General features: G+C 74.3%; 10 protein-coding genes. 3 read left to right on the top strand and 7 right to left on the bottom strand.

The genetic code is table 11. The features are described 5' to 3' along the window. The first annotated feature begins 241 nt into the window (after positions 1–241). Positions 242–1,783, top strand: coding sequence for a YfbK domain-containing protein (locus tag ACWCPI_RS19605; RefSeq protein ID WP_451039300.1), 1,542 nt, complete (start codon positions 242–244; stop codon positions 1,781–1,783). A 16-nt stretch (positions 1,784–1,799) separates the two neighbouring features. Here the strand turns inward: ACWCPI_RS19605 and ACWCPI_RS19600 are convergent, their stop codons facing one another. Beyond that, the gene (locus ACWCPI_RS19600) at positions 1,800–2,405 is read right to left on the bottom strand and encodes a chorismate mutase (RefSeq protein WP_451039299.1); all 606 of its coding nucleotides are present in this window, start codon (positions 2,403–2,405) and stop codon (positions 1,800–1,802) included. A gap of 202 nt (positions 2,406–2,607) precedes the next feature. Between ACWCPI_RS19600 and ACWCPI_RS19595 the strand changes: the two genes are divergently transcribed. Beyond that, positions 2,608–4,527, top strand: a complete 1,920-nt coding sequence (locus ACWCPI_RS19595; protein ID WP_451039298.1) for an AMP-dependent synthetase/ligase — start codon at positions 2,608–2,610, stop codon at positions 4,525–4,527. 89 nt (positions 4,528–4,616) lie between these two features. Further along, positions 4,617–5,918: a glycoside hydrolase family 26 protein gene (locus tag ACWCPI_RS19590; RefSeq protein ID WP_451039297.1), complete on the top strand. Its 1,302-nt coding sequence runs from the start codon at positions 4,617–4,619 to the stop codon at positions 5,916–5,918. On the opposite strand, the gene ACWCPI_RS19585 is transcribed toward ACWCPI_RS19590, so the two are convergent. The 6 genes from ACWCPI_RS19585 to ACWCPI_RS19560 are packed head-to-tail and all read right to left on the bottom strand — an operon-like array spanning position 5,915 to position 12,694. Next, positions 5,915–7,060: a GNAT family N-acetyltransferase gene (locus ACWCPI_RS19585; RefSeq protein ID WP_451039296.1), complete on the bottom strand. Its 1,146-nt coding sequence runs from the start codon at positions 7,058–7,060 to the stop codon at positions 5,915–5,917. The genes ACWCPI_RS19590 and ACWCPI_RS19585 overlap by 4 nt on opposite strands. Beyond that, positions 7,057–7,728: a lipopolysaccharide biosynthesis protein gene (locus ACWCPI_RS19580; protein WP_451039295.1), complete on the bottom strand. Its 672-nt coding sequence runs from the start codon at positions 7,726–7,728 to the stop codon at positions 7,057–7,059. Before ACWCPI_RS19580 ends, ACWCPI_RS19585 begins: the two co-directional genes overlap by 4 nt. Next, complete coding sequence (locus tag ACWCPI_RS19575) at positions 7,725–8,867, bottom strand: glycosyltransferase (RefSeq protein WP_451039294.1); 1,143 nt, start codon at positions 8,865–8,867, stop codon at positions 7,725–7,727. The genes ACWCPI_RS19580 and ACWCPI_RS19575 overlap by 4 nt, the downstream gene beginning before the upstream one ends. After that, positions 8,864–9,655 carry a polysaccharide deacetylase family protein gene (locus ACWCPI_RS19570; RefSeq protein WP_451039293.1) on the bottom strand — a complete coding sequence of 264 codons (792 nt, stop codon included), beginning with the start codon at positions 9,653–9,655 and terminating at the stop codon, positions 8,864–8,866. The genes ACWCPI_RS19575 and ACWCPI_RS19570 overlap by 4 nt, the downstream gene beginning before the upstream one ends. Beyond that, positions 9,645–11,357: a murein biosynthesis integral membrane protein MurJ gene (murJ, locus tag ACWCPI_RS19565; protein WP_451039292.1), complete on the bottom strand. Its 1,713-nt coding sequence runs from the start codon at positions 11,355–11,357 to the stop codon at positions 9,645–9,647. Before murJ ends, ACWCPI_RS19570 begins: the two co-directional genes overlap by 11 nt. Continuing rightward, positions 11,354–12,694, bottom strand: a complete 1,341-nt coding sequence (locus tag ACWCPI_RS19560) for an O-antigen ligase family protein (protein ID WP_451039291.1) — start codon at positions 12,692–12,694, stop codon at positions 11,354–11,356. Before ACWCPI_RS19560 ends, murJ begins: the two co-directional genes overlap by 4 nt.

The following is a 12,694-nucleotide window of genomic DNA, read 5'->3' as shown; positions in this document are numbered from 1 at the left end:
ACGAGGGCTTCCGCCCGGCACGCCGAGAGCACGCACCATACGCCGCGCGGCCCGCCCTCCGGGCGGACGACGGGACTTTGCGGACACGACCTAGGTCAACGGAGGATCACCCACCGGTCTCGACGGGCCGCCCCCGTGCCCTCTTCGAGACGCATCCGCAACACCCCGTGGCGCACGTTCCGGCCCCCTGCCCCGTCACAGTCGCAAGTGGCGACGTCAACGGACCAAGGGGGAACGGACGATGGAGCGTTACCGGACACGACGGCTGCGGGCGGCGCTGCTCGCGCTCACCGCGGCGGGCGGGCTGCTGGCCGGGTGCGGCGCGAGCGACAGCGGCGGCGGGGGCGGTTCGGCGGACGGCAGCAACAAGGGGGGCGGCTTCCCCGCGCCGGCCCCGGATCGCGGCTACGGCGACGGCACCGACGAACAGCGCGACAAGTCGGGCGACTTCGCCCCCGGACCGGACCCGGACCATCTCTCCACCTTCGCCCTGGACGTCGACACCGCCTCCTACGGCTACGCACGCCGCACCCTCGCCGAGGGCCGGCTGCCCGACCCGTCGACGGTCCGCCCCGAGGAGTTCGTCAACAGCTTCCGCCAGGACTACGAGCGCCCGGACGGCAACGGCTTCACGGTCACGGTCGACGGCGCCCGTACCGCCCGCGACGACTGGTCCCTGGTCCGCGTGGGCCTGGCCACCCGCCCGGCGCAGGACGAGGGTGAACGACCGCCCGCAGCCCTCACCTTCGTCGTCGACATCTCCGGCTCCATGGCCGAACCGGGTCGGCTCGACCTCGCCCAGGACTCCCTCGGTGTCATGACGGACCGCCTGCGCGACGACGACTCCGTGGCCATCGTCACCTTCAGCGACGAGGCCGAGACGGTCCAGCCGATGACCGGACTCGGCGGCAACCGCGACGAAATCCACGACGCGATCGACAGCCTGGAGCCCACCGACTCCACCAACCTCGGCGCGGGTGTCGAGACCGGCTACGAGACGGCCGTGGAGGGGCTGCGCGAGGGCGCCACCAACCGCGTCGTCCTGGTCTCCGACGCGCTGGCCAACACGGGCGACACCGACGCGGACGCCATCCTCGAACGCATCGCCTCCGAGCGCCGCGAACACGGCATCACCCTCTTCGGCGTCGGTGTCGGCAGCGACTACGGAGACGCCCTGATGGAGCGCCTGGCCGACAAGGGCGACGGCCATACGGCGTACGTCTCCACCGACGAGGACGCCCGGGAGGTCTTCTGCGAGGACCTTCCCCGCAACGTCGGCCTGACCGCCCGTGACGCGAAGGCGCAGATCGCCTTCGACCCGGCGACGGTCGCCGACTTCCGCCTCATCGGCTACGACGACCGCCGGGTCGCCGACGAGGACTTCAGGGACGACACGGTCGACGGCGGCGAGATCGGCCCCGGCCACACGGTCACCGCCCTCTACGCCGTCCGCACCGAGCCGGGCGCCGAGGGCCACCTCGCCACGGCGAGCGTCCGGTGGCTCGACCCCGGGACCCGGGACCCGCACGAGGAATCGGGCCGCCTGGAGACGGACGCCCTGCACGACTCCCTCGGGGACGCCTCCCCGAGGTTCCAGGTGGCCGCGACCGCCGCCTATTTCGCCGACGCCCTGCGCGGTGACGACGGCCGGCCCTCCCTGCCCGGCGCTCCGGCCCTCGACGACCTGGAGGAACACGCCGAGGGCCTGGCGAGGAGGACGGAGGACGGCGAGGTCCGCCGCCTCGCCGAGGCCATCGGGCGGGCGGACAGGATGCTGGACTGAGGCACGGCCCCGCGGTTCAGCCGGCGCAGACCGAGGGCAGTGCCCGCACCAGCCCGGCCACATGCGGCACGTCCAGCCCGCGGCCGTACGCCGATCGGGCGGCGGCGACACCCAGGAGCGGCCCGCAGGACGGTGCCGCCCGCAGCCGCTGGGTGCGCACGAGGGCGCCGAGCAGCTCGGTCGTGATGCGGTCGAGTTCCGGGCGGACCTCCTTGACCAGGTCGGGGCGCTCGGTGGGCCGCTCCCCGGGGTGCGCGTCCCAGCGCGCGTACAGCGCGCGCTGCACCAGCTTGTTGGCCTCGATCTGGTCCCGGAAGACCGACCTGACCTCGCCCGCATCGAGGCCGAGCCCCGTCGCCCGCGCACCCGCGTCGGCCAGGATCTGCTGCTCGCGCACCGGGTCGTCGATCGGCTTGTCGGTGCCGTACTTGGCGGCGGCGACCTTGTCGGCGAGCAGTAGTCGCTCGGTGAACAGGTCGGTCAGCGGGGCGAGTCCGGGGGCGACGGAGGCCGCCCGAGCCGGGGCGGGATGGTGAGCGGCGGCCGGTGCGGCGCCGGCGAGGCACACGACCGCGGCGGCGCAGAGGGCGACCAGGCGGGACCGAAGACGCGGAGAGGGCAAGGGGCTTCTCTTTCCGTGGGGGCGCCGTACAGCTCCGCGGGAGAGGTCGTACAACCCGGTGGGAGTGGCCGTACAGCTCCATGGGGGGTGGTCGACAGCACCGTACAGACGCACACACCTTCACCACGTCCGACCCATTGACCTTTTGTTACGCACAAGTAAGTTTACTCTGGAGTAAGTACACCTGGCACCAGGAGCCGACATGGGCGTACGCAAGGATCTGAAGCGGGCCGGACAGCGCACCGACCTGAGGGACCGCACCAGGGTCGAGGTCGTCAAGGACGCCGGGGGAGTGGTCCGCGAGGCCCGCACCCCACCCCTCGCCGTCCATCCGGCCACCGGCACCATCGCCGACCTGCCCTACACCAACGCGACCGAGGCGCCCGACGCCGTGGTCCTGCGCCGCAGACAGGGCGCCACCTGGCGCCCCGTCACCGCCGATGCCTTCGCCCGCGAAGTCACCGCCATGGCCAAGGGGTTGATCGCCGCCGGCCTGGAACCGGGCGGCCGCGTCGCCGTGATGTCCCGTACCCGCTACGAGTGGACGGTCCTGGACTTCGCCGTCTGGGCCGCCGGCGGCCAGAGCGTCCCCGTCTACGCCACCTCCTCCGCCGACCAGGTGGAGTGGATCGTCCGCGACTCGGGCGCCCGCCACGTCGTCACCGAGACGGCGGACCACACCCGGGTGGTGACGACGGGCACGGCCGCCCACGCACAACCGCCCCGCATCTGGGAGTTGGACCAGGGCGCCGTCGCCGCACTCACCGCCCTCGGCCAGGACCTCCCCGACGACGAGGTCACCAAGCGCCGCGCCGCCCTCACCGCCGAGACCATCGCGACCGTCTGCTACACCTCCGGCACCACCGGCCGGCCCAAGGGCTGTGTCCTCACGCACGGCAACCTCCACGCCGAGGCCGCCAACACGGTCGAGCTGCTCCACCCGATCTTCAAGGAGGTCTCCGACCAGGACGCCTCCACCCTGCTGTTCCTGCCGCTCGCCCACATCCTCGGCCGCACCCTCCAGATCGCCTGCCTGATGGGCCGCATCGAGATCGGCCACTGCCCCGGCATCAAGCCCGACGAACTCCGCCCGGCCCTGAAGGAGTTCCGCCCCACCTTCCTCGTGGGCGTCCCGTACCTCTTCGAGAAGATCCACGACACCGGCCGCGCGACCGCCGAGAAGATCGGCCGCGGTGCCTCCTTCGAGCGCGCCGACCGCATCGCCGTACGCTTCGGCGAAGCCCACCTGAACAAGTTCCTCGGCACCGGCAAGGGCCCCGGCCCGGGCCTGTACGCCGTCTGGGCCCTGTACGACCTGCTGGTCTACCGCCGGGTCCGCAAGGAGATCGGCGGCCGCGTGCGCTACGCCATCAGCGGCGGCTCCCCGCTGGACCGCAACCTCACCCTGTTCTTCTACGCCGCCGGCATCCTCGTCTACGAGGGCTACGGCCTGACGGAGACGACGGCCGCCGCCACCATCGTCCCGCCCCTCGAACCCCGCCCGGGCACGGTCGGCCGGCCCGTCCCCGGTACCGCCGTGCGGATCGCCGACGACGGCGAGGTGCTCATCAAGGGCGGGATCGTCTTCGGCTCCTACTGGAACAACCCGGCCGCCACCGACGCCGTGCTGCGGGACGAGTGGTTCGCCACCGGCGACCTCGGCGCGCTCGACGCGGACGGCTACCTCACCATCAACGGCCGCAAGAAGGACATCCTCGTCACCTCCGGCGGCAAGAACGTCTCCCCGGCCGTCCTGGAGGACCGGCTGCGCAGCCGCCCGCCCGTCGGCCAGTGCCTCGTCGTCGGCGACAACCGGCCCTTCGTCGGCGCCCTGATCACCCTCGACCCCGAGGCGGTGGCGCACTGGCTCGCCGTCCGCGGGATGCCGGCCGACACCCCGATGTCCGAGGTCATCGAGGACCCCCGGATGCGCGAGGACGTCCAACGCGCCGTCGACTACGCCAACGAGGCCGTCTCCCGGGCCGAGTCCATCCGCGCCTTCACGCTCGTCGAGGGCGAGTTCACCGAGGACAACGGCATGCTCACCCCCTCCCTGAAGGTCAAGCGGCACGCGGTGACCACGGCGTACGCGGACGCGATCGAGGCGCTGTACGGCAGGTGAGCGTCCGTTCGGGCGCGCTCCATTGGTGCGGTGGCCGCCGATGTGACTACGTATCACTGAAGGGAGAGGAGCCGCACCGAGGAGGACGCATGGCCCCTGACCATCGCCGGTCCGCCCCCAGGGGCCTGGCGTTCATCACCGCGGGAGTCGTCCTGTCGGCGACGCTCGCTCCGGGCACCGCCTTCGGGGCCGGCACCGCGTCCCGTCCCGACCCCCGCGGCCACGCCCCCGTGACGCGGACCGAGACCGTGCCACGGGACGGGGCCCGGCCGGCACCGCGCCCCGACCCCGCCTTCGGCGCGTACCTCCACTACGGGCCGGCCGGCCTGCAACGCATGAAGGAACTCAGCCGCTGGCTGGGCGGCCACGAGGTGCGGGTGGGCCACACCTACCTGCCGGGGGACCTGTGGCACAACATCGAGGGCGGGCACGGCTTCCTCGACAGCTGGGCCGAGTGGCGGCGGGAGAAGTCCGACCGGATGCTCGTGCTCAACGTCCCGATGATGGAACGCAACGAGGAGAACGTCCCGGACGACGAGGTCAGACGGCTGCTGCGGCGCGCCGCGGCCGGCGCCTTCGACGACCACTTCGAGGTACTGGCCGAACGTCTGGTCGACCTCGGTGTGCCGGACACCGTCATCGTGCTCGGCTGGGAGATGAACGGCATCACCTACACCCACCGCTGCGGCCCCGACCCGGAGAGCTGGAAGCGGTACTGGAAGCGCATCGTCACCGTGATGCGCTCGGTCCCCGGCCAGAGGTTCAGGTTCGACTTCGCCCCGAACCGGGGCATGGACGCGATCCCCTGGCCGGAGTGCTACCCCGGCGACGAGTTCGTCGACATCATCGGCATGGACGCCTACGACCAGCCGTACGGACTCGGCTTCGACCAGCAGGTGTCCGAGCCCTACGGCCTCCAGCACCACGTCGACTTCGCGCGCATGCACGGCAAGCCGATCTCGTACCCGGAATGGGGGCTGTTCCGCAACGGCGACAACATCACGTACATGCTGCGGATGCTCGCCTGGATGGACGAGCACAAGCCGCTGTACAACACCATCACCGACTACTGCCCGCACGGCGTGTGGCTGTGCTCCGACAACCCCCGCGCCTCCGCCCTGTACCGCGCCCTGCTCTCCGTCCCGCGGCGGCCGCGGCCGGAACCGGGACCGACGGTCCCCGCCCCGGCCGGGCCCACGCCTCCCGGCAGACCGGAACCGACGCCGGTGACGACCGAACCGGCGCAGGATCCGGCGGACCACACCGGGCACACGCCTACGGCCCGGCCCTCCGAGCTGCCCCACTGCACCCCGCTGGACCTGGAGGACTGGCTGGAGCGCCAGACCGGCGGCGAGCTCACCGTCTGTCTGGAGGGAGCGGACACGACCTAACTGCGTGCGGCGGTCGCGGGGGCGCCGCGCAGGATCCGCTTGGCCCGGCGCCGGGCCGCCGCCTCGCCCGCGGCCGCCGCCAGCAGCGGTGCGGTGCGGCGCCGCGCCAGCAGGAAGCGCTGGTTGACGACCGGCTCGGGGCGCCAGCGGTACTTGTACGGCTCGTCGCCGCGCAGCAGGCTCAGCGACTGCCGTTCGCCGGGCGCGAGATGCCCGGCGGACGCGTTCAGCAGCATCGTCGCCACATCCACCTTGAGCTCGCGCAACCGCGGGTGGAAACCGTACATGTACATGCCCGCCAACCGGCCCGACAGCAGCGTGATGTCGACCGCCACCACCTCGCCGTCGAGCCGGAACTCCGTCGTGGCGGCCTCACCGGCCCGGGCCAGGGGGACCGCGGCCCGGACCAGATGCTCCAGGAACCGCGGCCGCAGATGCTCCGGCGACACCTGCCTGCCCTCCCACTGCAGCCGGTGCAGTTCCACAAGCCGGGTCAGCGCGGCCTCGGTCTCGTCGGCGCCCACGACACGCCACTCCATGCCGAGCCGGGCGAGCTGGTTCACCTTGCTGCGGATCCGCCGGGCCCGCCCCGTCGGCAACCGTCCGACCAGCTCCTCCATGGAGACGGCCGGCAGCTCCAGGCACACGGAGTCGCGCATCCGGTGCCGCGGACCACGCCAGCACAGGTAGACCCGCTCCATCGCGCCGCCCGGCCGTACCTCACCGAAGTCGATCAGCGCCGTGCGGGCCAGGCCGCCCAGTCCGTCCGCGAGTGCTCCGGCACCCGGCGCGGCCACCGCCTCGTCGATGAGCACATCGCACAGGTCGGTGATGGCACCGCCGATCGGCACCAGCGCCGGCAGCGGCCGGTGCACCCGCATCAGCGGCGCCGCCGCCACCAACTCGCCCCGGTCGCGCACCAGGACGAGCCGCAGCCTGCCCGGGCTGCCGTACGACAGCCACCATGAGTGCAGCCAGGCGTGGCTCTGGAACGGCGTCGCCGACAGGCACGCCCGGTACAGGCGCTCCCACTGCCCCGCCAGCTCCGCGAAGGCACGCTCGTCGGTGCACACCTCCACCGACAGCCTGCGGGCCGGCGACAGCGAGCGGGGGGACGGGACGGCACGTGCGGGCGCGGTCATCCCAGCGTCCCGTGGACGTCGGCGGCGCCTGCCGGGCCGGGCACCGACGCCCGGCTCCGGTCGTCGTCGTCCGTCGCCCGCCGCGGCCGGGCCAGCAGCGCCAGGCCGCCGAGCAGGACGCCGGCGCTCCCGCCCACGAGCGTGGTCAGCGCCGGTGACGCCGACGACGGCTCGGTGGGCTTCATGGCACGGGCGAGCCGCTCCAGCCGGATGCCGGTCCGCTCCTTGGTGTGGTCCGCGTGCGTGATCAGCGCCCGGGACACGGCGTCGGCGATGTCGACCGCCTGACCGGGCCGCGACGAGGTCGCCGAGACCGCGACCATCGGCGCGTCCGGCGAGGTCGCGGTCTCCACGCTCTCGCGCAGCGTCGACACCGGCACACCCGCCCACACCTGCGCGTCCCCGAGCACCGCGAGCTGCGTGGCGACCCGGCCGTACGCCTGCGCGAAGCCGAGCGCGTCGGTGCAGTCGGCCTCCGTCGCGCCGTTGGGCACGGCCACCACGGAACTCGTCGCCGTGTACTGCGGCGGCGCCAGCTGCCCGTAGGCGCCACCGGCCACCGCACCGAGCAGCGCGCCGGCCGGCAGCCACCCCCACGCGGGCATCCGGCTCAGGCGGGTGCGCGTCCCGTCGAACCGCGGGGCACGCCGATCGGGGTTGTCTGTCATGAGGAACTCACTTCCGGGGTCGAGCCGGCCACAGCGGCCGTGTACAGATCCATCAGCTGCCGTGCGGTGGACGCGATGTCGTAGCGGTTAACGGCCGGCGGGGCGGACCGCTCGCCGGGCCCTGCCGCCCGCAGCCGCAGCACCTGCCGCGCGTACGCCCCGGCACCGCCCGTCACCCGCCGGGCACCGGGGGCGGCCTCCGGCGGCAGGTCCTCGACGGCGGGACAGCTCGCGTACAGCACGGGGAGCCCGGCCGCCAGCGCCTCCACCACGGCCAGCCCGAAGGACTCCTCCGCGGACGGCGAGGCGAGCACGTCCATCGCGGACAACAGCGCGACCAGGTCGGGTGCGGTGCCACCGGGCTCGGGCAGGCAGGGCCGCTCGCCCGTCAGTACCACCCGGTCCGCGACCCCCAGCCCGCGGGCGAGGCGCCGCAGCGCCTCCTCCTCGGGCCCGCCGCCGACCAGGATCAGCCATACGTCACCGGGCAGCAGGGCCAGTGCCTGCACGAGCAGGTCGAAGCGCTTGCCCGCGGCGAGGCGCCCCACCCCCCCGACGACGTACGCGTCCTGCGGCAGCCCGTGGAACGCCCGTGCCCGCTCGCGGCGCACCTCGTCGAAACGGAACCGGGGCGCGTCGATGCCGTTGGGGATGACGTGGATTCGGGGGCCGGGCACGCCCCAGCGCCGCAGCCGCTCGGCGACCGTCGGCGACACGGCGACCGTGGCGTCACCGAGGCGCTCGCCGGCCAGGTACAGCGCGCGCACACCCGGGTTCAGCGGGCGGCCCTCCAGCCGGGTGTCGCCGATCGAGTGCTCGGTGGCCACCACCGTCCGCACTCCCGCGAGCCGCGCCGCGATGCGTCCGTACAGGCAGGCCCGGTACAGGTGGGTGTGCACCAGGTCGTAGCCGCCGGCGCGGATCAGCCGGGTGAGGCGGGGCAGCGCCCCGATGTCACGGTTGCCGCCCATCCCGAGGTGGGTGACGCGGACCCCGTCGGCGGCCAGGCCCGCGGCGACCGGACCCGGGTTGGTCAACGCCACCACCTCGCACTCGGCGCTCAGGTGACGCAGCAGCAGCCGCAGCTGCTGTTCCGCCCCGCCGACGCCCAGGCCGGTGATGACGTGCAGGGCCCTCACACGGCCCCCAGGGTGCGCCGGTGGACACGGGCCAGCCGTCGCTTCAGCTCCAGCCGCACCGGGTGGTCCGCCTGCCCGACGTGGATGCGGGGCAGCGCGAAGTCGCCGGAGCCGGCCGGGCCGGGGGCGATCGCGCAGCCGTAGCGGTAACCGGCCCGGCGCACCGCGGCCGTGGCCCGCTCGTCCAGATAGCCGTACGGGTAGCAGAAGCCCTCGACATCGCCGCCCACGAGCGCGGCGAGCCGGGCCCGGCTGTCGGCGACCTCGGCGCGCAGCACATCGTCCGGTACGCCGGTCAGGTCCAGGTGGGTCAGCCCGTGCGAGGCGACCTCCATGCCCGCGGCGGCGGCCCTGCGGACGCCGTCCGCGTCCAGCAGCGGCTTGCGCGGGCCGCCCGGCTCCCAGGTGTTCGCGCCGCCCAGCAGTCCGGGCAGCACGAACACGGTGGCCGTGAAACCCCGGCGGCGCAGCAGCGGCACCGCCTCGGTGACGAAGTCGTCGTAGCCGTCGTCGAAGGTGAGCCCCACCAGGCCGCGCTCCGCACCCCGGGCGCGCGCCGCGAGCAGTTCGCGGACGCTCACCCCGCGCAGGCCGCGACCGGCCAGCCAGGCGAGCTGCCGCTCCAGACGGGCGGGGGTGACGGTGACGTCGTACGGGTCGTCCGGGCAGTCCGAGACGGAGTGGTACATGGCCACCCAGGCCGCGGGACGCCGCTTCGGGCGCCCCCGGACGGCTGGTGCGGGAGTGGGTTCGTCCGCGCGCGGCGCGGCGGAGATGTCAGCGACCATGGCGAGGCTTTCGTGTGACGGAGCGACGGACAACGTGTGCGACGGGAAGCAGGAGGGCCCGGGCGCCCGCCGCGTCGAGAACCCAGGCCAGCAGCAGGAAGACGACGGTCACGCAGGTGCAGCAGGCGGCGACGGCCGCGGCGGGCGAGGCGAACAGCCCCGCGCAGACCGTTCCGGCTCCGCCGGCGCACACGGCCGCGTACACCGGCCGGGCCAGTTCGACGACGACGCCGCGCACCCGCACCGGTACGGTGCGCGGACCCAGGCCGCGCAGCAGGAGCAGCGCCGTGAGGGTGATGCCGGCCGCGTTGGCCCCGGCGATGCCCCGGGCGCCCCACGGGTCGACGGCCCAGGCGCTGAGGGCGGCCGTGGCGAGCGCGCCCACGCCCATCGCGCCCAGCGGGTACCAGGTGGTCCGGCCGGCCGAGAAGTACGACCGGACGAGCGCGCCCACCAGGGTGTGCCCCAGCAGCCCGAACGCGTACACCCGCATCACCGCGGCGGTCGCGGCGGTGTCCTCGGCGGTGAACGCGCCGCGCTGGAACAGGAGCCGGACGATCTGCGGCGCGCAGGCCATGACCACCGCGGTCCCGAGCAGCACGAGGCAGGCCATCAGCGCCAGGTCCCGCTCGACCCGCTCCCCGGCCCGCCGGGTGTCGCCCTCGGCGACGGCCCGCGCCACCACCGGGAAGGTCACGACGCACACCATCATCGCCAGCGACATCGGCAACTGGGCGACCTTCTGGGCGTAGTTGAGGTGCGAGATGGCCCCGGCGGGCAGCCCGGAGGCGAACCAGCGCTCGATGAGGACCTGCGACTGCCGGCACAGCGCGAAGAGCAGCACCGCGCAGACGAGTCCGAACGCGACGGACCGCTCCGGCGAGTGCGCGGGCCGCTCGGCGATCGGCCCGGACCGCCCGGCGATCCGCCGCCACAGCGACGGCGCCTGTACGGCGGCCATCAGGCAGCCGCCGATCGCGACACCGACAGCGGCGGACCGTACGCCCCAGCGCGCACCGGCGACGAGCATCGCGGCGATGACGGCGAGGTTGTAGGCGATGTAGATCGCACCCGGCGCGAGGTACGCGCGGTGGGCCCGCAGCGCCGCACTGCAGTACCCGGCGAGACCGAAACTGAGCACGCAGGTCGCGGTCAGCCGGGTGCAGGACACCGCGAGGGACGGGTCGGGCAGGCCGGGCGCGAGGGCCGCGACCAGCAGCGGCGCCCCGGCGACGAGCACGGCGGCCGTACCGGCGAGGGCGAGGGACAGCCGCGGCAACGAGGCGGCGACCAGGGCCCGGACCGGATCGGGGCCGCCGACGCCGCCCGCCCGTCGCGCGAGCGCCATGCTGAACGCGGGCACGAGCACGAACGCCATGCCGTCCTCGATCAGCAGCGTCGACGCCATCTCGGGCACCGTCCAGGCCACCAGGAACGCGTCGGTCTCCGCCCCGGCGCCGAACAGACGCGCCAGCACCTGATCCCGGCCGAGCCCGAGCACCGCCCCCGCCATGGACAACGCGGCCGACAACAGGGTCGCCCTGGCGAGAAACCGCCCTGAGGGCACCGACGAACGCCGGGCCTTGTCGCGCAGGGGACGCGTGCCGGGCACCGGAGCGTCCCGGTCGCCCGGCGGGAGCCCGTCCGCCAGGCCGGCCGCCCGGCCGCGGGTGCCCCCGGCCGCCGTCGGGCGGGTGCTCATCGCGGGACCGGCTTCGTGGACGGGGCCGCGGTGTCGGCGGGAGGCAGTGCCCACCAGGCGGTGAGACCGAGGCAGACGGCCGTCAGGACGGTCGCGGGGCCGCCGATGTCGGCGTACAGGAAGTTGACGAGCTGCCACAGCAGCAGGCCGCACACCGGCAGGGCGCAGTCCCACGCGGCGCGTCCGCTCCACCGCAGCCGGCGCAGCGCGCACACCAGCACGGCCACCCAGCTGCCCGCCACCGTGAGCAGCCCCAGCATCCCCTGCTCGCTCAGGAGCAGCAGATACATGTTGTGCGGGGACAGCAGCGGCTGGCGCCGGAAGGCCTGCCCCGCCCCTTCCGTGTCACTGGCCGACGACAGCGCGAGCGAGGCATGGCCGTCGCGGTGCGCCGGGAATCCCTTCAGCCCCACGCCCGTCACCGGGTGTGCGCGCCAGATCTCGCCCGCCGCCGCCCACATCGTGTACCGGTCGACGACGGACTGGTCGGGCGCGTCGGTGACCTGCGTGATGCTGGTCAGCCGCTCCTCCAGCGCCGCGGCGCCCAGCCCGAACCCTCCGACCAGCACCACCGAGGCGGCGACCGCGGCCGCGAACACCTTCACCGCCTGCCGCACCCCGGCCAGCAGCAGCTGCGCCCCGCAGGCCACCGCCGTCGCGATCCAGGCGCCCCGGCTGAAGGACAGGGCGAGCGGCACGAGCAGCGCCAGCGCGCACCCGGCCGCCACGAGCCGCGGGCGCCGCTCCCGCGCCCCGAGTGCGAGACCGGTCGCGGCCACCACCCCGAACGCGACGACGGTCGCCATCCCCATCACGTACGACGGCCCGAACGTGCCCACCGCCCGGATGTCCGCTCCCTGGTACGAGGCCCCGGTCCCGGTGAGGTACTGGCGTACGCCGATCGCCCCCTGCCACAGCGCGAGGCCGACCACCGACCACAGCACCAGCCGGGCACCCCGCCGGTCACGCACCAGCAGCAGCACCGCGATCGGCACGAGCACGAACGCCTGCAGGTAGCGGGCGAGCCCCGTGACCGCGTCAGCGGCGGTCGCCGCGCCCGCCGCGGCGACCGTGATGCCCACCACGGGCAGCCCCAGCACGATCGCCGCCGTCCGCGTCAGCGGCCGCCCGGCCCGCCGTACCGCCTGGACCAGCGCGCACAGCACGACCAGCCCCGAGGCCGCGTCGGCCGGTGTGCCGGCGCCGTCCGGTGTCACCGGCAGCCCCAGCAGGACGACGACCGCGACGACGGGCAGGACGGACAGCACGGGCCGGACCCGGTGCGGCGCCCACGGCAGCGGCACGCGCGGGAAGGAGGCCGCCGAAGGAGTGCTCAC

The organism is Streptomyces sp. NPDC001920 (assembly GCF_053594495.1).
Note: the sequence above shows the minus strand (reverse complement) of the source record. Positions and strands in the feature narration are given on the sequence as shown.